Raw genomic sequence first — 20993 nt, 5'->3', positions numbered from 1 at the left:
AACGGGCGACCCGGAAGCCGGTTCCGGCACCCCTACTCGGCGGCAAGAGATGCCGGAGCGCGCGCCATCTGCAGGTACAATTCGCGCAGGCGCCGCGTGATCGGTCCCGGCTTTCCCTCGCCGACCGGGCGCCCATCGATGGAGACCACGGGCAGCACGAAGTTCGATGCGCTCGTCAGAAAGGCCTCGGCGGCGCCATGGGCCTCCTCGACCGTGAAGCGGCGCTCCTCGAGGGGGATACCGTCCTCCTGCGACAGGCGCAGGAGGGATTTCCGGGTGATGCCGGGCAGGATGGCCTGGGAGAGCGGACGCACCACGATGCTCCCCCCGGTCGTCACGATGAAGGCGCTCGACGATCCGCCCTCCGTCACGTAGCCGTCCTCCACCATCCAGGCTTCCTGCGCCCCCGCCTCCTTGGCCGCCTGCTTGGCGAGAACCTGGGCGAGCAGGTTGATGGACTTTACGTCACGCCGTGCCCAGCGCAGATCCGGCACCGTCACCACGGCGATGCCCGTCCGGGCCGCCGGCGCGTCGGCGATGGTCTTGGCCTGGGTGAACATGGCCACCGTGGGCTTGGCGTCTTCAGGAAAGAAGAAGTCCCGCTCCGCCACGCCGCGCGTCACCTGGAAGTAGATGAACCCTTCCGTCATGCCGTTGCGGCGGACGATCTCCTCCTCCAGAGCGGTCCACTCGGCGGGGCTGTAGGGGTTCGGGATGCGCACCTCGGCGAGGGAACGCTCCAGACGCTCGAGATGCGCCTCGTTGTCCACGAGCCGCCCGTCCAGCACCCCGATCCCTTCATAGACCCCATCCCCGAACAGGAAGCCCCTGTCCATGAAGGGCACCCGGGCCTCCTCGATCGGCAGGAACGAACCGTTCAGGAACACGATGCGGGACATGACAGCTCCAAAGTCGTAACCCAGATCAACCAAGCTTAACCTATGGGCAGCGAAGCCGCCCGATCTATATGACCCAGGGAACCTGCAGCCTTCGAGCGATAGGTACCCCCATCATGACGCGGACGCCACTTCTCATTCTGAAAGCCCTGCCGATTCTGTTGATGGCAGCGCCGGCCCTCAGCGGCCAGCAGGCTGCCCAGAGCTGGTTTGCCGAGCGAGGATACGTGGAGCCCTCAGGCAGCCGCATCATCGCCTGCCACGGCTACGGGTGCGCGCGCCGGCTTCCCCTGTCCGTGGACGGGGCATGGCTGAGCCGGGCCGCCGCTGCCCTGCGGGCGGCGCAGGGATCGCCCGATGCGGAGAGGCGGGCCCTTGCGGACGTGATCCGGTCCTACACGAGCCTTCTCGCCGCCTCGTTCGGCGGCCGGCCCGACGTGCCGGGCTCGCCGCCGCAGATGTCGGGGGTTCCGGGCCAGATGGACTGCCTCGATGAAACCGCGAACACGACGAGCCTGCTCCTGGTCCTGCAGGACCAGGGACTGCTCGCTCACCATGTGGTGGATCATCCGGAGTCGCGCGGCTTCTTCTTCGATGGACGCTACCCGCATTTCACTGCGGTGATCGCGGAGAAGCGGACGGGCGCGGAATGGGCGGTGGACCCGTGGAAGAAGGCGCCGGGCCAGAGGCCGGATATCCTGCCGCTCGATCGGTGGCGGCAGGATTCCTGATCGTCTGCGACGAGACGGCCTACTTGAGGTGTTGGGCGAGGTGCTTGTTCATCTCGAACATGGTCACCTTCGGCTTGCCGAAGATCGGCTTCAGCTTGTCGTCGGCGATGATCTCGCGCTTGTTCTCGGGGTTCTGAAGGTTGTTCTTCTTGATGTAGTCCCACATCTTGCTCACGACCTCGCCGCGGGGCAGCGGGTTCGAGCCGACGATGGCGGCCAGTTCCTTGGACGGCTGCAGGGGCTGCTGGAGAGCGTTGGGCTTGGAACCGGCGGCCTTCTTGGGGGCAGCCTTCTTCGCACCGGCTTTTCCGTCTGTCGTCTTGGTCGGCATGTATTCCTCCGGGAATGGAATGGGAAAGCTCATCGACGGCCCTGGATCCAGGCTCGAGAAGCTTATTGACCAACCTTCGATCGGACCTTCCGGGAGGTCTCTCCGCCCCGGCCCTTGGTGAAGGTCAATTCCGGCAGAGCTTATGTCCGCTCAGCCCTGTCAGCAAGATCGAGTTCAGGAATTTAGGCTGTTTTCGGAAAAGGCAGGATCTTCGCCGGCTCCTCTACGGAAGGCCGTGGATTTTGGGCAACATGCGACAGGCGCTTCGTCCGCTCGACCGCTGAAATGACATGGGACACGATGGCCTCGTTCGGGCATGGCTTGGCCAGGAAGGCCGCTCCGGGCGGCAGGTCGCCCTGCGAGGGCCATTGCCGGCCGGACATGAGGAGGATCTCGATGCCGGGCCAAGACCGGTGCACCCGATGGGCGAGCTCGAAGCCGTTGCAGCCCGTCGGCATGTCCACATCCGTCAGAAGAACGCTCACCGGCAGGCCCGCCTCGAGAAGAACCAGAGCCTCGGCGGCGTTCGCCGCCTCGACCACCTTGAATCCGGCATCCTCGAGAAGCTCGGAAACCACAAGGCGGATGAGAGGCTCGTCCTCCACGAGCAGAACGATGGACTGGTCGGCGGACATCGACATCTGACTCATTGCACAATGATCTACAACGGCCGACCGACCGATCGGTTCCTGGCAGAGTCGCAAAATATCGAAACTTTATCCCGTTGCGGTGCGTGCGCCCTGCCGGCGCTCGACATGCTGAGCCAAGCCTTCCGTCGCAATGTTCTTCAGCTTCGCCTCGATCTCGAAGTCCGACCATGCCAGGTGGCGCATCACCAGATCGTTGAGCGCCTCGTTCCACATGAGGTCGGAATGGCCGCGGAGGTCCTTCGGCTTGATGCCCGCCTCCACCAGAGCCCCGAAATCCGGAAGAGCCCCGATGTCGTGGTCGGGCAGAAGCCCCTCCCGGGAGACGCTCACATGGCTTACGGGGCGCACCCCGCGCCAGGAATCGACGATGCGGGCGATGCGGGGATCGTCGGGCTGGATGTATTCGCCCTGGCTCATGATCCAGTGATGATGGAGATCGAGCACCAGGGGAACCGCATCGGCGAGCGGCAGCAGATCGTCGAGGCCGAAGCTGACCTCGTCGTTTTCGATCGTGATGAGGTTGCGCGCCGCGGATGACAGGGACCCGAGTCCCTTGCGAATGCCGTCGGCGCCGAGGGCCTTGGCGCCGCCATGGATGTTGATATGGGCTCCGTGCGGGTGCCAGCCCTCGCCGTAGCCCATGAGCGCCATCACCTCGGCGTGGTACTCGAACTCCGCGATCCCGTTGGCGACCGCGGCCGGATTGCGGGATGCGATGACGCAGAACTGGCCGGGATGCATGCTGAGCCGCACGTCCCTCTCGCGGGCGGTCCGGCCGAGGGCGGCGAGCCTGGCCTCGATGAGGCCGCGCAGATCCGGATCGCGGTAGAAATCCTGGCATGCCGGATGGGTGTAGCCGGGAAGCAGATCGCTGGAGAGCCGGTGGAGCCGTTCAAGCTTCGGTCGCGTGCCCACATGCTCGATCTGGAGGCGGAACGCTTCCAGGTTATGGGAGACGACGGAGACGAGCTTGTCGTAGGCCTCCTTCGGCTCCAGGCGGCCGAGATAGGCCATGGTCACGGTGGTGGTGTTCATGGCCCGCGCGGCCGGGGCCGAGCCGTCCTCGGGGATGTATTTGCAGCAGAAGCCGAAGCGGAAATCTTGCATGATGGAGATGACGTCGCGGGCTGGTGACAGGTTCCTCAGCCCTGACTCCTCAGCAGGGCAGAAGATTGGGTGCGATCTGCTCGACCGATTCGAGCAGAGCCCTCTCCTCGAAGGGTTTTGCAATGAAGGCGGCCTGCTGCAGAGCGCGCGGCAGATCGGACGGTTCGGAGGCCGAGACGAAGGCAAAGGGGATGTGTCTTGCCATGAGAGCCTCGGCGATGCCGAAGCTCTTGCCGCCGATCACGTCGATGTCGAGCAGCGCGCAATCGAAGCCGTCGTCGAGATGGCGGTAGGCCTCGGCCAGCGAGCTGACGGAATCAACGATCTCATGACCTTCGGATTCGAGAATGGCCTGAAGGTCGAATGCAATCGCCGGATCGTCTTCCAGGATCAGAATACGCACGCACCTACTCCGTCTCGTCCTTCGGCGGGATGACAACTCACACCGGTTCTCTCAGGGATCAGGAAACTTCGACTTGCAGAGAGGCAACCGGCTCGGCGGCACGCCGTTCCTCGCCCCTGCGGCCCCGCGGCAGGATTTGCGGAGTTAGGGTTAAGAAAGCGTACCTAACCCTTGAAATGCGAGCATCCTCACCCCATTTCATGATCAACCTGGTGGCGTGATCGCCCACCAGAAGCGGTCACGTTGCCGAGGTGATGACGCCGGATGTACGCGCATCATTCTCGCCGTGGCCGTTGTTGTTTTCAGGGCCGCCAGGAGCGGACCACAGGCTCTTCGAGAGCCAATAGAAGACAATGAAAAAGCGCCGGCGGATGCCGGCGCTTTTTTTATGCTGCAGGCTTCGCCTCAGTGACGATTGGCGTCGCGCTGGCCGCCGAATTCGCTCTCGTGGCGGCTGAACTGGGCGTCGTCGCCGCTGAAGGTCTCTTCCACGTATTCACGGCCGCGATTGGTGGCTTCGCGGGCATAGCGCAGACCCTGGTTGCGAACCTCGTCGGCCCACTCGCCGAACAGCTCGTTCTCGCGGCGGGTGCGGGGCAGGAGCGCGCCGAGCAGAAGTCCCGCGGCCAAGCCCACGAGCCCCACCACCATCGGGTTTTCCGAGACATAGCTCTGAACGCTGCCGCGTGCCTGTCCGAAGGCGCGGGTGGAACGCCCGCCCATGTGGCCCATGCGGCGGCGCTGACGCGAATAGGTGTCGGATGCCCAGTCGGTAGCCCGCTCGTAGGTGTCGCGCGCCCATTCGGAAGCACCCTCGTAGGCATCTTCCGCCTGCTGGCGCACTTGGTCGGCAGTCTGCTGCGCCTTGCCGCTCATCGAGCCGCTCTGGTCCTGCGCATTCTGCTGCGAGGACTGACCACCCGAGGATTGCCCGCCCGAAGCCTGGCCGGAGGATGAGGTCTTGGACTGGCTGGAGCCCTGGCCACCCGACGCCGCCGCACCGGAACCTTGAGCGGACTTCTGGTCGTGCGCATGAGGCATCGGTGCCTCTCCGATGTTGCCGACGGAGGTGCCGGCGGAGACCTTTCCAGCCGTGCTCGTCTCGGTCCCGCCCTGCTTGTCCGTCGTGGACTTGCCGGTCTCGTTCTTGGTGTTAGCCATGGGAAGCTCCTGTTCGATTCATCAATAGCGGGAATTCATGCCGGGGCGCTCGAACATGCTGTCCGAGCTGTGCCGGGGCGCGGCCTCCGCGCCGTAGAGGCGGGGATCCTCTGCCTCCATCAGAAGGTGCTCCTCCGTGATGAGGTCCTCATCGGCCGCGATCAGCCGCTCCTCGCGCAGGGTCGAGGGCCGCCCGAGGCGGTAGGCCAGGAGCCCGATCCCGAGCGCGATCAGCATCACGGGCACCGGGTTGCGCCGGACCGTGTCCAGAACCTTGTCGTAGAGCGGCCCGTACTGACCGTTGCGAGCCGTTCCGAGCACGTCGTCAACGACGCCGGACACGTTCATCTTGTTCTGAAGACGGTCGATGGTCTGGTCGAGTTGAGCGCGGCTGCGCTCGATGTCCCTCTCCAGCTCCTGCAAACTTTGCGATGTCATCATGCACCTCTTTCCGACAGGACTTCCGCGTCGCGTTTGAGCGAGCGCAGGGTCCTCTGCGGGGTCAGCGAGGACGCCATCATGGCGCTGCGCCCCCACAACCCGAGGCCGACGGCGACGGCGGCGAGCACCCCGCCGACGATCAACGCCGCGAGCGCCTCCGACTCGAGGACCGACGCGAGCCACTCGACGAGCGACTCTGTCAGCAGCATGACGGCCGCAATGGCGAAGACCGCCGCCACGACCACCATGGCGAGGCCCATGAAGAGGGTCCGCATGTTCTGCGAAACCTCAGTCTTGAAGAGGGTGAATTCCTTTTGCGCGAGATCGGTGGATTCCCGCAGCGCCTCGCCCACGAGGCCCTGGATGGTCTGATTGCCGTTGCCCTGCTGCATGGCTGCCTCCATCAGGCGCCAGCCTTGGCGCGCTGGCCCTGCCCCTGCTGGCCCTGCCGCGCACGGGCTTGGCCGCGCTGGGCTCCACCGGCTCCCGCGGTGTCGTAGCGCAGGTCCTCCGCCGTGCTCTTGATGAAGCGGGCGGCCAGGAAGCCGACGGCAACCGAGACCGCTGCGACCGTAGCCGGGCGGCGGCGGACCACATCCTCGAAGTCGTTGAAGAAATCGGCAAAGGTCCGCTCGCGGATCGACTCCGCCAGCTGCTCCAGCCCGTCGGCCGCGCTGTCGACCACCGCGCGGATGTTGGGCCGTTCGTCGAAGGAATGGGTGGACTCGCGCAGAGACGTGGCGAAATCGGCCACCGACTGCGCGATGTCGTCCTTGCGGCGGTCGACATAATCCGTCGCCTGCTCGCGCGCGGAATCGATGAAGTAACGGCTGCGCTCCACGGCCGCTCCGGCAATATCGCCGACATCGCCCTTCAGCGCGTCCCAATCCTCGTTGCCGTTGTCCTGCTGCCTGTTGGTGTTCTGTCCCACGCCCATGGTCAACCTCTCTCAATCGTGAGGGAGTAACCATCTGAAGCGCGGCAGGTTCCGAAGGCACCCGACGCTCAATACCTTAGAGGTCAGGGGTGCTGGGCCGACGCGAGCCAATCGACCAGATCGGCCACCTTTCTGCGGGCTTCATCGTCCTTCAGGCGCAGGAAGCCGCGGACGAGTCGGTCGCTCTCGGAACGGGTGAGAAACTCGGCCACGAGGCTGTCGCCGGAAAAGCCGCCCGCCCGCAATCCCGGCAATCCCTCGAAGAAGAACTCGATCCCGACGTCGAGGATGCCGGCGATCTGGAGAAGCCGGCTCGCGCCGATGCGGTTCATTCCCTTCTCGTATTTCTGAACCTGCTGGAAGGTCAGTCCCAGCGCATCGGCGAGCCTCTCCTGGCTCATCCCGAGCATGATCCGGCGGGCCCTGACCCGGCTGCCGATGTGCCTGTCGATATGGGTCGGAGACTTCTTCTGCAACCGCCGCTCCTCCTTTTGGCCAGCCCCGGCAACCTATCCCGACATTATAACTTATGGTAGCATAGTTATCATATTATTCCCAAGGTTGAAATGCTGGAGGAACCTCCGTGAGTGGCCGCCGCCTTGACCATACGGCAGAAGCCTTCGCCTTCATCGAGGAGTTGGACCGCCTGGCGTCCCCACAGGAGATCATCGACGCGATGGAGCGGTCCTTCGCGCGGTTCGGCTTCGAAAATTTCATCATGACCGGACTGCCTCACCCGGATCAGCGAATCGAAAGCCTGGTCCTGCTCAAGAAATGGCCGCTCGGCTGGTACCAGCGCTACACCCGCAGCGGCTACGACCGGTACGATCCCGTCATCCGCCTGTGCCGGCAGACCGTTCAGCCCTTCGAGTGGAGCGAGGCCCGCTACGACCCGGAGGCGAACCCGAAGGCCGCGCTGGTGATGCACGAGGCCGCAGAGTTCGGCATGCGCCAGGGCTACTGCCTGCCGGTCCACGGGCTGAACGGCTTCGAGGCCTGTCTCTCCATGGGCGGCTCCTCCCCGGACCTGACGCCCCGGACGAAGCCCGCCCTGCACCTCATGGCCATGTACGCCTTCGAGCGGGCCCGCCTGATCCTGGCCCCCTCCCCGCGCCCCAACCCGCTTACGCCCCGGGAGCGGGAGGCCCTGCGCTGGGCGGCCCTGGGAAAGTCCGCGGCCGATACCGGCGAGATCCTGGGCGTCACGGAGCGGACCATCACGGCCCACATCGCCAGCGCCTGCCAGAAGCTGAGCGCCGCCAACAAGACCCAGGCGGTGGCCAAGGCGCTCCAGCACCGTCTCATCGAGATGTGACGCAAAGACACCTGTAATTTCCTACAATACTCAAGTTCACGCCGTCGTGGACACTGCTCTCCGGTCGAAAGGAGGGCGTGAGAATGACCTCGATCCATGTCATCACCAGGAACAACAGGGCCGGCTACACGGAGGTTCTGGAGGAATACTTCCGCCTCAGGCACGACGTGTTCGTGGAGGAGCGCGGATGGCGCGATCTCGCGCGCCCGGACGGGCGGGAGGTCGATGCCTATGACGACGACCATGCCACCTACCTGATCGCCCTCGACGGCGGGCGGGTGATCGGCGGCCTGCGGCTCTATCCGACGCTGCGGCCGCACATGATCAGCCAGTCCTTCCCGCATCTGGTGCGGGACGGACGCATCCTCCGCGGCCCGACCGTTCTGGAATGCACCCGGTACTTCATCGTCAGGGAACGGCGCATGGGCCGGGCCGATTGCCGCCTCCTGGCCGCCTTCCAGGAGTTCTGCCTCGAGGAGGGCATTACGGAGGTCACCGCCGTCGTCGAGATGTGGTGGCTGCCCCGCTGGCACCAGGCCGGCTTCAAGGTGCGCCCCTTGGGCCTGCCGACCCAGGTCGAGGACCAGCCCTGCATCGCCGCCGCCATCCGGATCTCGGAAGAGAGCCTCCACCAGGTCCGCAGGCTCGCGGGCCTGCGCGGCCCGTGCCTGCTGCGGGAGGCCTCCCCACTTCGAAAGGTGCCCCATGTCGCTGCGTGACGAGAGCCCTCCCCTCGCCTCCTTCGTGCAGGAGGAGATGATCGACGGCGCCCCCCAGGCCCTCGCCGAGTGCCTGGCCCGGCTGCCTCCCATCGTGCGGCTGAGGCTCCTCGCCTTCCTGCATCTGGTCGAATGCCCGGACACGATGAGGGCTTCGCTCGACATCACCCCGGCCGGATCCATGCGCCTGACCCTCGATACGGATGTCGTCCCCTGCCCCTCACACCGGCACTGAGCGCGCTCTTCGCCGGGAGCCTCGAACGACAAAGGCCTCGCACCTGGAAAGGTGCGAGGCCTTTGCGTTGCGCTTTGGGATGGATCAGGCGGCCTTGATGTTCACGCGGGCCTCGGCGAGCTGGGTGAGCAGCTGGTCCGTCTTCTTCTCTTCCTGCAGATTCTGGTCGAGGAGCTTCGCGGCATCCTGCATGCCGAGTTCCTCGGCCCAGGTCTTCAGGGAGCCATAGCGGGTGATCTCGTAGTGCTCGACGGCCTGGGCCGCCGCAAGGATGCCGGCATCGAGAGCCTCGCTGTCCGCGAAGTCCTCCATGACCTCCTTGCCTTCCTCGATGATGCCGTTGATGGCCTCGCACTGCACGCCGCGGGCCGGCTTGCCGAGCATCTCGAACACCTTTTCAAGGCGCTCGATCTGGCCTTCCGTTTCCTCGCGGTGCTTCTCGAAAGCCTGCTTCAGCTCCTCCGACTCGGCGGCCTTCGCCATCCGCGGCAGGGCCTTCAGGATCTGCTTCTCGGCGTAGAACACGTCCTTGAGCGTGTGAAGGAACAGGTCGTTCAAAGTCTTTTCCTTGGCGGGCATCGTGCGAACTCCTTGGTTGAAACGTCGACTCAACGAAAGCCAAGGTTGGAGGTTCCTCACCATGTCGTGCCCTGCCGAAGCGACGGAACAACACGGCTCGGCGTGGCGTTCGGCCCAGGTCATCCAAGGAGAACGACGCAATGAACGGAGAGCCCAATCTCAGCACCACCGAGCGCAGCCTCTACATGCTGGCAGGCCTCGGTCTCGCGGCGGCAGCCGCCAAGCCCCGCCCGAACCCTCTGCTGAACGTCCTGGCGCTGGCGGGCGGGTCCTATCTCGCCTGGCGCGGCTATGTGGGGCAGTGCCCGGTCAAGGCGGCCCTGATGGGCTCTCACGAGAACGACCGCCTCGCCCACAACAGCTGAAGAGAAGGGCCACAGCCCAGGCTGTGGCCCTTTACTGCGCTGCCAGGGGAACTCAGTACGACGAGGTCGAGCGGCGCCCGGCGATCAGGCCATAGATGAAGAGGACGATGATCGCGCCCACGATGGCGCCGATGAAGCCAGCCCCTTCATCGGCCCGGTACCAGCCCAAAGCCTGCCCGAGATAGGTCGCGAGCACGGCGCCGACGATGCCGAGGATCGTCGTCATGATGAAGCCCGACGGCTCGTTGCGGCCCGGCATGATCCACTTGGCGATCAAGCCCGCCACGAAGCCGATGATGATGGTCCAGATGATGCTCATGATGAGGTCCCTGTGAGTGTTGCCTCCACAAGGAACGCGCATCTTCGGCTAAGGTTGCGGGCGGAGGTTTTTCCCAGGTCCGTTTCCATGATCTCGCCTCACTTGAGGGCGACGCTTGCGGCCTGTCACGCAGGGAGGCAGCTTTCATGAACTCTGACGGCAGCCGGTGGAATTACGAAGCCGTGCAATCCCTCTTGGCCCTCGCGCGCGAGGGCGTTCCGGTGTCGGTCATCAGCCTGAAGCTGAAGCGCCCAGTCGCGGAGGTTCGATCCAAGCTCAGCGACCTCGGCGTCACGCCGGCCGCGGAGGTTTGACGCCGGAAAGGCCGGGCATCGCGCCAAGCGGCCTCAGAACGCCGCCTGGAACCGTCGAACCTGCATCGATGTCGTGGAAGGAATGGCGCGCCCGAAAGGATTCGAACCTCTGACCCCCAGATTCGTAGTCTGGTGCTCTATCCAGCTGAGCTACGGGCGCTTGGTCGGCAGGTGGTTGCGGGAAGCAACGTCAGCCGAGGCCGGTGACATAAAGGGATCCGGCGCGGTTGGCAAGCCTCTTCGGCAGAAGATTTTTAACAGCGCCTCAGTTTGCCGGCACCGACGAGGGCCTGTCCGGAATCGTGATCTTGAAGCAGGTCCGGTCCTGTCCCTCGTCGAGGGTGATCGTGCCGCCGTGGAGCTGGACCAGCTCCGCCGCGATCGGCAGGCCGAGTCCCGTTCCGCCCTTCTGGGCCGAGCCCTGGAAGGGGGTAAACAGGTTGGCCCTGGCCCGTTCCGGGATCCCGGGCCCATTGTCCTTGATGAGGATGACCACCGTGCGCCCCTCCCGCCGGGCGGAGACGTCGACGAAGGGCTGTCCCTCGGGCGCGCCGGTCTGGCTGAGCGCCTGGACCGCGTTGCGGACCACGTTCACGAGAACCCGGGAGAGCTGGTCCGGATCCGCGTCGACCATCAGGTCCTCCGGCACGCTCGCCTTGAAGGCGATCCCGACCTCGGGCGCAAGGTCTGTGAGGTTCGACAGCTCCTCGATCAGGGGCGCCAGGGGGATGAGCCGCCGCTGCGGCAGGGGTTCGGTCGCCCGGCCATAGGCCAGGGTGGTCTCGCAGAAGGCGATGGCCCGATCGAGGGTGCTCACCAGCCGCGGGGCGATGCGCTGCACGGAATCGTCGCTCACGTTGTCCAACCGGTCGGTGAGGAGCTGGGCGGTCGTGAGCATGTTGCGCAGCTCGTGATTGATCTTGCTGACGGCAAGGCCGAGCTGCGCGAGGCGCCGCTTCTGGCGCAGCTCGTCGGCAAGCGTCGTCTCCATCTGGGCGAGGGCCTGCTCGGCCAGGCCGATCTCGTCGCCCCGGTCCGTGGGCCTGATGACCCGCGACGCATCCTCCGGATTGCTGGAGAACTCCGTGATGTTGCCGGTGAGCCGCCGCACCGGGCGCACGATCACCCATTGCAGGGTGAGATAGACGAGGCCCGCCGTGATGATGGAGATGAACAGCGAGAGGAACAGGATGTTGCGCGAGAACTCGACCATGGCATGCCGCAGGGGGCGCTGATCGAGGATCATCTCGACGAACTCCACGCCCATCCCGGCGCCGATCACGCGGATCGGCTTGTCCGCCGGGTTGAGCAGGGTATCGAAGGCATCGCGAACCAAGATCATCCACTGGGTATTCCGCAGGTCGACGGTCTTGCTCACCTCGGCCGGCACCTCGCCTGCCGCAAGAAGGCTCCTGCGCCCTCCGCCCCGCAAAGCGATGGCCCGGGCGCCGACGCCCTGCAGGAGGCGTATCTCCAGTTCCTCGGACAGGCTTTCCTCAGGCGCCGCGTCGAGCACCATCGCCGCGATCTGGGCCGCCGCCAGCCGGTCGTTCAGCCAGGTCAGACGAAAATTGGCGACGGAGGGCACATAGATGAGCACCTCCGCGATCATCACGAAGAGCACCGTCAGCAGCAGCAGGCGCGCGGAGAGCCCGAACTGGCTCAGGATGCGTCCTGCAAGAGTGGTCTGCTCACGGCTCATGATCGCTTCATCCCAAGCGGCGCGCCGAGGACATCGGCCGCCGCACCCGAGGGTTCTGGGCTGCCGGCTTCAGGAACTCCACCGCCGCGCCCCTCGTCGCCTCGGACAAGGTGGGGTACGGATAGACCAAGCCGGCGAGATGGGAAACCTTCAAGCCGCGGCTCATGGCAAGAACCCACGGCATGATCGGCTCGCCCTCATAGGCACTGACGAGAAGGCGGCTTCCTTCGATGCGCTCGCCGGCAGCGATGGAGGCAACCGACAGCCCGGCCGATCCCGCGCCGGTGACGCACAGGCCCGGCTGCAAGGCTCCCTCGCCCGCCCCCTTGGCCTCTCTCATCGCCCATCCTCGCCGGTGCCGCGGCTGCGCCAGGCGCGCAGCGCGATCGGCAGCAGCGCCAGAATCCCCAAGATCACGAGAGCCACCGCCAGTTCGGCCGTCAACAGGCTTTTCGCGTCGAAGGCGATGGCGCACTCGCCCCTTCCGGCCGCGAGGCACTCGGCGCGCAGCCGCTCGTGACGGGCGATGACCTCGTCGAGGCCCGATCCCGCGAAGGCGAAGGCGAAGGAAACCGGCAGCATGCCGATCTGGGTCGCGAGCACGAAGTGCCCCAGCCGCATGCTGAAGAAGGCGGCGGCAAGGTTCGTGAGCCAGAACGGCACGACGGGGATCAGGCGCAGGGACAGGAGATAGAAGAAGGACTGGCGCCGGAAGCCTGCCGCAAGCCCCTGGATGCGGGGCCCCGCCCGCTCCAGGAGGGGCCGCCCCAGGGAGGTCCGGGCAATCAGGAAGATGTTGGCCGCCCCGAGCGTGGCCGCGAGATTGGCCGTGATGGCCCCCAGGGGCCAGCCGAACAGGAAGCCTCCGATGGTAGTGAGGAAGGCGGAGGCCGGCAGCGAGAGCGTGACGGCGGCCACGTAGACCAGGGCGTAGAGCCCCAGCATGGCCGGGCCGCGGGCGGCGACGAGCTCCTGCAGCCAGGCCTGGTAGCGAACGAAGGCGTCGAAGGTGAGGGAGCGGTGGGCCCCCGTCGCGAAAACGGCCCCCAGCCCGAGCAGCACGAGCGCAAGAGGCGCGATGCGCCAGAAGCGGTGCGGGCCTGCGGGATTCGGCTGGGTCTGGGCCACGGATCCTCCTGGCATCCGGTGTGGTATGGAGCCCCCGGAAAGGTCAAGTCTGCCGGCCCGTCACAGCTTGGTGAGCGGCGGCCCGATTGCCGCATCGGGGCCAGAGCGGCGTTGACTTTGCCCCTCCCTTCCTTCATAAGCCCGCAGGCTGACAGCGCTCTTCTTGGGCGCTGATCGTTTTTTCGAGACAGTTTCGGGGGAAACCCCATCCCAACCAGACGGGCGCGAGCCTTCGAGCACCGCTGCCCCATTCGACCGGAGATGTGCCGTGAAGAGGACGTATCAACCGAGCAAGCTGGTTCGCAAGCGCCGCCACGGCTTCCGTGCGCGCATGGCGACCAAGGGTGGCCGCAAGGTCATCGCCGCTCGCCGCGCCCATGGCCGCAAGCGCCTCTCGGCGTAAGCAGCCGTCAAGGACAGCCCGATGCGCGAGCCTCGCGCAGCGTCTAGCCTCGGGCGTCTGACGAAAAGACCTGACTTCGTCGCGGCGGCCTCCGGCCGCCGCTTTCATACCGAGCGGATGACGGTGCAGGCCCGCCTGCGCGAAGGTTCAGGCCTCGGCCTGCGCTTCGGCCTCACGGTCACCAAGCGGGTCGGGCACGCCACGGAGCGCAACCGGATCAAGCGCCGGCTCCGGGCCGCCATTCCCCAGGCCGGCCGGGATTACGCCGCCATCGATGCGGATGTGGTCGTCATCGGGCGACGCGAGATCCTCTCCGCCGAGTTCGGTGTGCTCATCGACGATCTTCGACGCGCGCTGCGGGCGGTCACCAGGCCGAAAAACGCCCCTTCCGCAGAGCGCACCTCCTCCCCACCTCCCTCCAACGGCGAGCGTCGCGGACAATCCCATGCGTGATGACAACAAAAACCTCATCGTCGCCATCGTGCTGTCGATGGCGGTCCTGCTAGGCTGGCAGTACTTCTTCGCGGCCCCGGAGGCCGAAAGGCAGCGGCAGGCCGCCCAGCAGCAGCAATCCACGCAGGTCAACCCCAACGCGCCGAACCCGCCGGCGAGCCCGAGCCAGGCCGGCGGGGCGTCCCCGACCGTACCGGGAACCGTCCCCAGCACGCCGGCGGCGCCCGCCGTCGAAACCCGCGAGGCGGCTCTGGCCCGCTCGCCGCGGGTGCGCATCGACACCCCTGCCATCGCCGGCTCGATCAACCTGCGCGGCGGCCGCATCGACGACGTGGCGCTGAAGAACTACCGCGAGACGGTGGACCCGCAGAGCCCCAACATCGTGCTCCTGTCGCCCGCCGGCACCCAGAACCCCTACTACGCGGATTTCGGCTGGGTCGGGACGACGAACGGCGCCCTGCCAACCGCCGAGACGGTCTGGACCGCGGACCGCACGACCCTGACGCCCTCCACCCCCGTGACGCTCACCTGGGACAACGGCCAGGGCCTCACCTTCCGCCGCACGATCTCCGTGGACGACAGGTCCATGTTCACCGTGAAGAACACGGTGGAGAACCGCGGCTCCGCGCCGGTGACCCTGCACCCCTACGGCCTCGTCTCCCGCCACGGCAAGCCGACCACGCTGGGCTACTACGTGCTCCATGAGGGCCTGATCGGCGTTCTGGGCGACAAGGGCCTGCAGGAATACACCTACGACGCCATCGCCAAGGAGGACCCGGTTCCCGCCGGCCAGAATGCTGTCGGCGAGGTGTGGGACAGCGTGACCGGCGGCTTCGTCGGCATCACCGACAAGTACTGGGCCGCCGCGGTCATTCCCGACCAGGCGCAGCCCTACCAGGGCTCGTTCACCATGCGCCAGGGCCCGACGGGCCAGATCTACCAGGCCAACATGCTCGGCGCGGCGCAGACGCTCCAGCCCGGCGCCGCCACGGAGGTGACGCAGCGCCTGTTTGCCGGCGCCAAGGAGGTTGCCGCCGTCGATGCCTATCACGAGTCGCTCAACATCAAGAACTTCGACCTCCTGATCGACTGGGGCTGGTTCTACTTCATCACCAAGCCGCTGTTTAAGGTGCTCGACTTCTTCTTCCGGATGTTCGGCAATTTCGGCGTCGCGATCCTGCTCGTCACGGTGCTGCTGAAGATCCTGTTCTTCCCGCTCGCGAACAAGTCCTATGCTTCCATGGCGAAGATGAAGGCGGTGCAGCCGGAGATGGTGTCGATCCGCGAGCGCTATGCGGACGACAAGATGAAGCAGCAGCAGGCGCTGATGGAGCTCTACCGCAAGGAGAAGATCAACCCGGTCGCGGGCTGCTGGCCGGTGCTGATCCAGATCCCGGTGTTCTTCGCGCTCTACAAGGTGCTGTTCGTCACCATCGAGATGCGCCACGCGCCGTTCTTCGGCTGGATCCGCGACCTCGCGGCTCCCGATCCGACCTCCATCTTCAACCTGTTCGGCCTGCTGCCCTACAACCCCGGCGCGGTGCCGGTGCTCGGCCCGTTCCTGATGCTCGGCGTGTGGCCGATCCTCATGGGCATCACCATGTGGCTGCAGATGAAGATGAACCCGGAGCCGCCGGATCCGGTCCAGAAGCAGGTCTTCGCCTGGATGCCGGTGATCTTCACCTTCATGCTGGGCTCCTTCCCGGCCGGCCTCGTGATCTACTGGGCCTGGAACAACCTGCTCTCCGTTCTCCAGCAGGGCTTCATCATGCGCAAGAACGGGGTGAAGATCGAGTTATGGGACAACCTGCGCAAGACCTTCAACCGCAGGACCAGCCCTGCCAAGGGCTGAGCCCAACACTTCCCACCGACGATCCCCGGGCCCTGTCCCGGGGATTTTCGTTTGCGCTGCGGCCCGCTTGAAGAGCGTCCCCGAAGCGGCGATAAGGCTTTCCATGACCGAGACAGACACCGACCCCTTCCTCGAGATCGGCCGCAAGCTCTTTGCGGGGCCGGCCGACTTCATCTGGGCCGCCAACTCCCTCAAGAACCTGCCGCCCATGGACAAGGTGGAGATCGCCTTCGCCGGTCGCTCCAATGTCGGCAAGTCGAGCCTGGTGAACGCGCTCACCGGCCGCAACACCCTCGCCCGCACCTCGCATACGCCGGGCCGCACCCAGCAGCTCAACTTCTTCACCGTCAACGACCGCTTCCACCTCGTCGACATGCCCGGCTACGGCTATGCCGCCGTCGACAAGCAGAAGGTGCAGGCCTGGACCCAGCTGATCCACGATTACCTGCGCGGCCGGGCGAGCCTTGCCCGGGTCTATGTGCTGATCGACGCCCGCCACGGCATCAAGCCGGTGGACGAGGCGGTGCTGGAGACCCTCGGCACTGCCGCCGTCTCCTACCAGATCGTGCTGACCAAGGCGGACGAGCTGAAGCAGGGCGAGCTCGACAGGCGCATGGCCGATACCCTGCAGAAGATCGAAAAGCGTGCCGCAGCCTTCCCGGAGATCCTGCCGACCTCGAGCCGCACCGGCTTCGGCATCCCGGAGCTGCGCGCCGGGATCGCCCGGCTCCTGAGCGAGAGGGGGGTGGGATGAGCCTGAACCTGCGGATCCTGATCGCCCTCGCCTCCCTGTCGGGCCTCCTCGGCGTCGCCCTGTCCGCAGCGGCCGCCCACATCACGGGCGGAAACCTCGCCACCGCGGCGCAGTTCCTGCTCTTCCACGCCCCGGCGCTTCTCGCCCTTGTGGCGCTCATTGCGGCAGGGGCCGTGAACCCGTTGCTGGGGCAGATCGCCGGCTATGTGATGGTGCTCGGCCTTGTCCTGTTCTGCGGCGACCTTTCCCGCCGGGCGTTTTCGGGCGTGGCGCTGTTTCCCAGGGCCGCGCCCACAGGCGGCATTCTGCTGATGGCCGGGTGGCTGCTGTTGGGGGTTTCCGCCCTTCTGCGCCTGCGAACCTGAAGTCCCTGTTTGCAGAGGCCCATCCTTCGGCTAGAACGCTCGCCGTCCGAAGATTCACGCAGTCAGGGCCTTCCATGTCCGATCCCAAGCAACTCCCCGACGTCCATGTGCAGGCCGAGGTGCTCGTTCAGGCCCTGCCGCACATGCAGCGCTACGACCAGCAGGTGGTGGTGATCAAGTATGGCGGCCATGCCATGGGGGACCGGGCGGCGGCGGAGGACTTTGCCGAGGACGTGGTCCTGCTCGAGCAGGCGGGCATCAAGCCCGTGGTCGTCCACGGAGGCGGACCGCAGATCGGCCGGATGCTGGAGAAGCTCGGGATCAAGTCCGAGTTCAAGGGCGGGCTGCGCGTCACCGACGAGGCCACGGTCGAGGTGGTCGAGATGGTGCTGGCGGGCTCCATCAACAAGCAGATCGTCGGCTGGATCGGCGCCGAGGGCGGCAAGGCCGTCGGGCTCTCCGGCAAGGACGGCAACATGGTCACGGCCCGCAAGGCCACCCGCACCGCGGTGGACCCGGATTCCAACATCGAGAAGGTGGTGGACCTGGGCTTCGTGGGCGAGCCCGAGCACGTGAACCGGGAGGTGCTGGACCAGGTGCTCCAGGCCGAGCTGATCCCGGTCCTGGCGCCCATCGCCACGGGCAAGGACGGCCAGACCTACAACGTGAACGCCGACACCTTCGCGGGCGCCATCGCCGGCGCTCTGACGGCCAAGCGCCTCCTGCTGCTCACGGACGTGCCGGGCGTGCTGGACAAGAACAAGACCCTCATCCCCGAGATGACCATCGAGGATTGCCGCCGCCTGATCGCCGACGGCACCATCACCGACGGCATGATCCCGAAGATCGAGACCTGCATCTATGCCCTGGAGAAGGGTGTGGAGGCGGTGGTCATCCTCGACGGCAAGGTGCCCCATGCGGTGCTGCTGGAGCTGTTCACGGATCACGGCGCCGGCACCCTGATCCGCCGGGGGTAGGGCCTCGCCCTTCCCGAAGCGGCGCGGAGCGCCTATATTTCCAGGAGTGGGGCCGCACGGCCCCATTGCCGTCTTTGGGATCCATGAACGCCAAGCCAGCCCTCGAGAGCCACCTGTCCTCCCCCGAATCCCGTCCCTTCACCCATGTGGAGACCTGGATCTTCGACCTGGACAACACGCTCTATCCTCACACCTCGCGGGTGTGGCCTCAGGTCGACGAGAGGATCACCCTCTACATCGCGGATCTCTTCGGGCTCGACGGGCTCTCCGCGCGGGCGCTGCAGAAGTTCTTCTATCACAAATACGGCACGACCCTGCGGGCGCTGATCGAGGAATACGACGTCGACCCGCACGACTTCCTCGATTTCGCCCATGACATCGACCACACGGATATCGAGCTGAACCACAGCCTGGGCGAGGCCATCGAGCGGCTGCCCGGCCGCAAGCTCATCCTCACCAACGGCTCGCGCAAGCACGCGGAGAACGTGGCACGCAAGATCGGCATCCTCGACCATTTTGAGGACGTGTTCGACATCGCGGCTTCCAACTTCGTGCCCAAGCCCGACCGGCGCGCCTACGAGACCTTCCTCGACAAGCACGGGGTGGAGCCCTCGCGCGCGGCCATGTTCGAGGACATCGCCAAGAACCTCACCGTGCCGCACCAGCTCGGCATGACCACGACCCTGATCGTGCCGAAGACCCTCGATCCGTTCCGGGAGAGCTTCGAGCAGGAGGCGGTTCGGACGCCCGACATCGACTACATCACCAACGACCTGGCGGATTTCCTGCGCGCTTACGCGTTGCCGGCGAAGTAGGTTTCATGGCATCGGGCTTGCCGTTCCCTTCCCGGCTCGCGGGCCGCCGGTGGTGACACGATCAGGCGCAAAAACAAAAATGGCCTCCTTGCGGAGGCCATTCTCGTTCGAACGGAGCAAAGAGCTTACGCAGCCTGCGAGTTGATCTTGCTCTCGGCAATGCGGTTGAGCTTCTGGTCCGTGGCCTTCTCCTGATCCAGGATCTGGTGCAGGACGCCGGCGCAATCCTGGCGGCCGAGCTGCTTGGCCCAGGCGACGAGGGTGCCGTAGCGGGTGATCTCGTAGTGCTCCACGGCCTGGGCGGCGGCGAGCAGCGCGGCGTCGAGAACCTGCGGATCGTCGATCTCGCCGGCGATCTCCTGCGCCTCGTCGATGATGCCGTCGATGGCGGGGCAGGTCACGCCCTTCGGATCGTGGCCGTGCATGCGGAAGACCTGCTCGACCATCTGGATCTGCTGCTGGGTCTCGCCGAGATGCGTCTGGAACGCCTGCTTCAGCTGCGGGTCGCTGACCTGTTCGATCATCTGCGGCAGCGCCTTCGTGATCTGCTGCTCGGCGTAGTAGATATCCTGCAGGGTGTGGATGAAGAGATCATCCAACGATTTGATGTCCTTCGACAAAAGGCCCATAGCGCAATCCTTCCCATGTTCTGAGATATGCCAATACACGAGCGCCATCGTTCGCGTGGCGCATCGTTCAGCCTGGGGAGAACGTCGCGGGCGGAAGCCGGTTCCTAGTCGACGGCCCGGAGATTGCGGCCCTGGAGGCGCAGCAGCTCGGCCCGGGCCTCCGCCTCGCCCTCCTCGAAGTCGAGGGTTTCGATCCTCTCGCCGCGCTTCACGATCTTGTCGGCCGATACCCTGATCTGCGACACGTCCTCCTGCGCCTGGCGGAAATGCGCGTCGAGCTTCGCCACGCGGGAGTCGAGCCGCTCCACGTCCTCCAGGAGCTTCTGCACCTCGATCTGGATCACCCGCGCCTCCTCGCGGATGCGGGCATCGCGCACGAGCGCCTGCATGACCTGGATCGCCAGCGTCAGGAGCGAGGGGGAGACGATGACGATGCGGGCGCGGTGGGCCTTCTGGACGACGTCGTCGAAATGCTCGGCGAGATCCGCATAGATCGATTCCGCCGGCACGAAGAGAAGCGCGATGTCCTGGGTCTCGCCGGGGATCAGGTACTTCTCCGCGATGTCCTTCACATGGACCAGCATGTCGTTGCGGACCTTCGCCGCCGCACGATTGCGGGCCTCGTCCCCCTTGGCCTCGCGGAAGAGGGTGAACCCCTCCAGGGGGAACTTGGCGTCGATCACCAGCCCGCGCCCGTCGCCCGGCAGGCGCACGAGGCAATCGGGCCGAGTGCGGTTGGAGAGGGTCGCCTGGAACTCGAAGGCGCTCGGCGGCAGTCCGTCCCGGATGATCGCCTCCATCCGCCCCTGGCCGTAGGCGCCACGGCTCTGCTTGTTGGACAGGATGTCCTTCAAGCCCACGATCTCGCCGGTGAGATTCGTGAGGTTCTGCTGCGCCGCATCGATGACGGCGAGCCGCTCGTTCAGCTTGGAGAGGTTTTCGGACTGGTGGCGGGTGGATGCCTCGAGCCCCTGCCCCACCCGGTGCTGCAGCCCGTCGATCCGTTCCGAGATCATGCGCACGAAGTCGCTCTGGCGGGAGCCGAAGACCTCGGCCATGGTCCGCATCCGGCCGGTCATCTCGGACTGGATCCGGGTGAGCTCCGCCACCTTGTCGTCCATCTCCCGCGCCCGCTCGGCCGCCATGGCCGCCTCGAGGGCGCGCTCCCGGCGGGTCCGCAGGAGCAGGACCGTGACGATCACCAGCAGGACGACGCTCAGGCCGGCCAATCCCAGAACGACCTGCCCCAGGGTCAGGGAGGTTTTGCCGAGGACGAGGACGACGTCATTCATGGAGCATACGGTTCCGGTTGACGGATGCATCCGAACACAAGTGCCTCGTGCGGAAAAGTGGAATCCACTTTTCCGCGAAAACGATGCACTCATGAATGATAAGCATCGGATTAGCCCCAA

At 65.8% G+C, this 20993-nt stretch carries 30 protein-coding genes and 1 tRNA gene; 13 read left to right on the top strand and 18 right to left on the bottom strand.

The window, feature by feature from the left end; genetic code table 11:
• Window positions 1–32: 32 nt before the first annotated feature.
• A complete protein-coding gene (locus tag GR303_RS12135; RefSeq protein ID WP_161723479.1) occupies window positions 33–899 on the bottom strand; it encodes a D-amino-acid transaminase in 867 nt (288 codons plus the stop codon).
• A gap of 113 nt (window positions 900–1012) precedes the next feature.
• Here GR303_RS12135 and GR303_RS12130 point away from each other — a divergent pair, with 113 nt between their 5' ends.
• Window positions 1013–1627: a hypothetical protein gene (locus GR303_RS12130; protein WP_161723478.1), complete on the top strand. Its 615-nt coding sequence runs from the start codon at window positions 1013–1015 to the stop codon at window positions 1625–1627.
• Between the two features lie 19 nt (window positions 1628–1646).
• On the opposite strand, the gene GR303_RS12125 is transcribed toward GR303_RS12130, so the two are convergent.
• The 9 genes from GR303_RS12125 to GR303_RS12085 form a co-directional block, all read right to left on the bottom strand.
• Window positions 1647–1958 carry an SWIB/MDM2 domain-containing protein gene (locus tag GR303_RS12125; protein ID WP_161723477.1) on the bottom strand — a complete coding sequence of 104 codons (312 nt, stop codon included), beginning with the start codon at window positions 1956–1958 and terminating at the stop codon, window positions 1647–1649.
• 182 nt (window positions 1959–2140) lie between these two features.
• Window positions 2141–2599, bottom strand: coding sequence for a response regulator (locus GR303_RS12120; RefSeq protein WP_246205618.1), 459 nt, complete (start codon window positions 2597–2599; stop codon window positions 2141–2143).
• Between the two features lie 75 nt (window positions 2600–2674).
• Window positions 2675–3715, bottom strand: a complete 1041-nt coding sequence (locus GR303_RS12115) for an apurinic/apyrimidinic endonuclease family protein (RefSeq protein WP_161723476.1) — start codon at window positions 3713–3715, stop codon at window positions 2675–2677.
• A 49-nt stretch (window positions 3716–3764) separates the two neighbouring features.
• Entirely contained in the window at window positions 3765–4118 is a 354-nt protein-coding gene (locus tag GR303_RS12110; protein ID WP_161723475.1) for a response regulator, read from the bottom strand.
• Window positions 4119–4523: 405 nt separating this feature from the next.
• Window positions 4524–5279 (bottom strand): hypothetical protein, encoded by a 756-nt coding sequence (locus tag GR303_RS12105; RefSeq protein ID WP_161723474.1) that lies wholly within the window; start codon window positions 5277–5279, stop codon window positions 4524–4526.
• Window positions 5280–5300: 21 nt separating this feature from the next.
• Window positions 5301–5720 carry a DUF3618 domain-containing protein gene (locus GR303_RS12100; protein WP_161723473.1) on the bottom strand — a complete coding sequence of 140 codons (420 nt, stop codon included), beginning with the start codon at window positions 5718–5720 and terminating at the stop codon, window positions 5301–5303.
• A complete protein-coding gene (locus tag GR303_RS12095; protein ID WP_161723472.1) occupies window positions 5717–6112 on the bottom strand; it encodes a phage holin family protein in 396 nt (131 codons plus the stop codon). Before GR303_RS12095 ends, GR303_RS12100 begins: the two co-directional genes overlap by 4 nt.
• A gap of 11 nt (window positions 6113–6123) precedes the next feature.
• Window positions 6124–6657, bottom strand: coding sequence for a hypothetical protein (locus tag GR303_RS12090; RefSeq protein WP_201752026.1), 534 nt, complete (start codon window positions 6655–6657; stop codon window positions 6124–6126).
• A gap of 83 nt (window positions 6658–6740) precedes the next feature.
• On the bottom strand, window positions 6741–7133 hold the full coding sequence (locus GR303_RS12085; protein ID WP_161723471.1) for a helix-turn-helix domain-containing protein: 393 nt from the start codon (window positions 7131–7133) through the stop codon (window positions 6741–6743).
• 107 nt (window positions 7134–7240) lie between these two features.
• On the opposite strand from GR303_RS12085, the gene GR303_RS12080 reads away from it, so the two are divergent.
• The 3 genes from GR303_RS12080 (at window position 7241) to GR303_RS12070 (ending at window position 8926) form a co-directional block, all read left to right on the top strand.
• Entirely contained in the window at window positions 7241–7972 is a 732-nt protein-coding gene (locus GR303_RS12080) for an autoinducer binding domain-containing protein (RefSeq protein WP_161723470.1), read from the top strand.
• Window positions 7973–8055: 83 nt separating this feature from the next.
• Window positions 8056–8691 carry an acyl-homoserine-lactone synthase gene (locus tag GR303_RS12075; protein WP_161723469.1) on the top strand — a complete coding sequence of 212 codons (636 nt, stop codon included), beginning with the start codon at window positions 8056–8058 and terminating at the stop codon, window positions 8689–8691.
• Window positions 8678–8926, top strand: a complete 249-nt coding sequence (locus tag GR303_RS12070; RefSeq protein ID WP_161723468.1) for a hypothetical protein — start codon at window positions 8678–8680, stop codon at window positions 8924–8926. The genes GR303_RS12075 and GR303_RS12070 overlap by 14 nt, the downstream gene beginning before the upstream one ends.
• Before the next feature lie 84 nt (window positions 8927–9010).
• On the opposite strand, the gene GR303_RS12065 is transcribed toward GR303_RS12070, so the two are convergent.
• Window positions 9011–9505 carry a YciE/YciF ferroxidase family protein gene (locus tag GR303_RS12065; RefSeq protein WP_161723467.1) on the bottom strand — a complete coding sequence of 165 codons (495 nt, stop codon included), beginning with the start codon at window positions 9503–9505 and terminating at the stop codon, window positions 9011–9013.
• 140 nt (window positions 9506–9645) lie between these two features.
• On the opposite strand from GR303_RS12065, the gene GR303_RS12060 reads away from it, so the two are divergent.
• Entirely contained in the window at window positions 9646–9870 is a 225-nt protein-coding gene (locus GR303_RS12060; RefSeq protein WP_161723466.1) for a YgaP-like transmembrane domain, read from the top strand.
• 52 nt (window positions 9871–9922) lie between these two features.
• On the opposite strand, the gene GR303_RS12055 is transcribed toward GR303_RS12060, so the two are convergent.
• Window positions 9923–10189: a GlsB/YeaQ/YmgE family stress response membrane protein gene (locus GR303_RS12055; protein WP_161723465.1), complete on the bottom strand. Its 267-nt coding sequence runs from the start codon at window positions 10187–10189 to the stop codon at window positions 9923–9925.
• A gap of 146 nt (window positions 10190–10335) precedes the next feature.
• Between GR303_RS12055 and GR303_RS24345 the strand changes: the two genes are divergently transcribed.
• On the top strand, window positions 10336–10503 hold the full coding sequence (locus GR303_RS24345; protein WP_201752025.1) for a hypothetical protein: 168 nt from the start codon (window positions 10336–10338) through the stop codon (window positions 10501–10503).
• 83 nt (window positions 10504–10586) lie between these two features.
• Here the strand turns inward: GR303_RS24345 and GR303_RS12050 are convergent.
• From GR303_RS12050 to GR303_RS12035, 4 genes are all read right to left on the bottom strand, one after another.
• Window positions 10587–10663 (bottom strand) — tRNA-Arg (locus GR303_RS12050).
• A 105-nt stretch (window positions 10664–10768) separates the two neighbouring features.
• Window positions 10769–12205, bottom strand: coding sequence for a sensor histidine kinase (locus GR303_RS12045; RefSeq protein WP_161723464.1), 1437 nt, complete (start codon window positions 12203–12205; stop codon window positions 10769–10771).
• A 7-nt stretch (window positions 12206–12212) separates the two neighbouring features.
• Window positions 12213–12545: a hypothetical protein gene (locus GR303_RS12040; RefSeq protein ID WP_161723463.1), complete on the bottom strand. Its 333-nt coding sequence runs from the start codon at window positions 12543–12545 to the stop codon at window positions 12213–12215.
• The gene (locus tag GR303_RS12035) at window positions 12542–13333 is read right to left on the bottom strand and encodes a VTT domain-containing protein (protein ID WP_161723462.1); all 792 of its coding nucleotides are present in this window, start codon (window positions 13331–13333) and stop codon (window positions 12542–12544) included. Before GR303_RS12035 ends, GR303_RS12040 begins: the two co-directional genes overlap by 4 nt.
• Window positions 13334–13601: 268 nt before the next feature.
• Here GR303_RS12035 and rpmH point away from each other — a divergent pair, with 268 nt between their 5' ends.
• From rpmH to GR303_RS12000, 7 genes are all read left to right on the top strand, one after another.
• Window positions 13602–13736, top strand: coding sequence for a 50S ribosomal protein L34 (rpmH, locus tag GR303_RS12030; RefSeq protein WP_027314822.1), 135 nt, complete (start codon window positions 13602–13604; stop codon window positions 13734–13736).
• Window positions 13737–13757: 21 nt separating this feature from the next.
• A complete protein-coding gene (rnpA, locus tag GR303_RS12025) occupies window positions 13758–14189 on the top strand; it encodes a ribonuclease P protein component (protein ID WP_161723461.1) in 432 nt (143 codons plus the stop codon).
• Window positions 14182–16041, top strand: a complete 1860-nt coding sequence (gene yidC / locus GR303_RS12020; protein WP_161723460.1) for a membrane protein insertase YidC — start codon at window positions 14182–14184, stop codon at window positions 16039–16041. Before rnpA ends, yidC begins: the two co-directional genes overlap by 8 nt.
• 103 nt (window positions 16042–16144) lie before the next feature.
• Window positions 16145–16795, top strand: coding sequence for a ribosome biogenesis GTP-binding protein YihA/YsxC (gene yihA / locus GR303_RS12015; protein WP_161723459.1), 651 nt, complete (start codon window positions 16145–16147; stop codon window positions 16793–16795).
• Window positions 16792–17160 carry a DUF423 domain-containing protein gene (locus tag GR303_RS12010; RefSeq protein WP_161723458.1) on the top strand — a complete coding sequence of 123 codons (369 nt, stop codon included), beginning with the start codon at window positions 16792–16794 and terminating at the stop codon, window positions 17158–17160. Before yihA ends, GR303_RS12010 begins: the two co-directional genes overlap by 4 nt.
• A gap of 74 nt (window positions 17161–17234) precedes the next feature.
• On the top strand, window positions 17235–18137 hold the full coding sequence (gene argB, locus GR303_RS12005; protein ID WP_161723457.1) for an acetylglutamate kinase: 903 nt from the start codon (window positions 17235–17237) through the stop codon (window positions 18135–18137).
• Between the two features lie 83 nt (window positions 18138–18220).
• Window positions 18221–18952, top strand: a complete 732-nt coding sequence (locus GR303_RS12000; RefSeq protein ID WP_161723456.1) for a pyrimidine 5'-nucleotidase — start codon at window positions 18221–18223, stop codon at window positions 18950–18952.
• A gap of 125 nt (window positions 18953–19077) precedes the next feature.
• Here GR303_RS12000 and GR303_RS11995 read toward each other — a convergent pair whose 3' ends face one another.
• Both GR303_RS11995 and GR303_RS11990 read right to left on the bottom strand, forming a co-directional pair.
• Window positions 19078–19581, bottom strand: coding sequence for a YciE/YciF ferroxidase family protein (locus GR303_RS11995; RefSeq protein WP_161723455.1), 504 nt, complete (start codon window positions 19579–19581; stop codon window positions 19078–19080).
• Window positions 19582–19685: 104 nt separating this feature from the next.
• Entirely contained in the window at window positions 19686–20873 is a 1188-nt protein-coding gene (locus GR303_RS11990) for a DNA recombination protein RmuC (protein WP_161723454.1), read from the bottom strand.
• Window positions 20874–20993 lie beyond the last annotated feature (120 nt).

This window comes from Microvirga arsenatis (assembly GCF_009910705.1).
GTDB lineage: Bacteria > Pseudomonadota > Alphaproteobacteria > Rhizobiales > Beijerinckiaceae > Microvirga > Microvirga arsenatis.
Note: the sequence above shows the minus strand (reverse complement) of the source record. Positions and strands in the feature narration are given on the sequence as shown.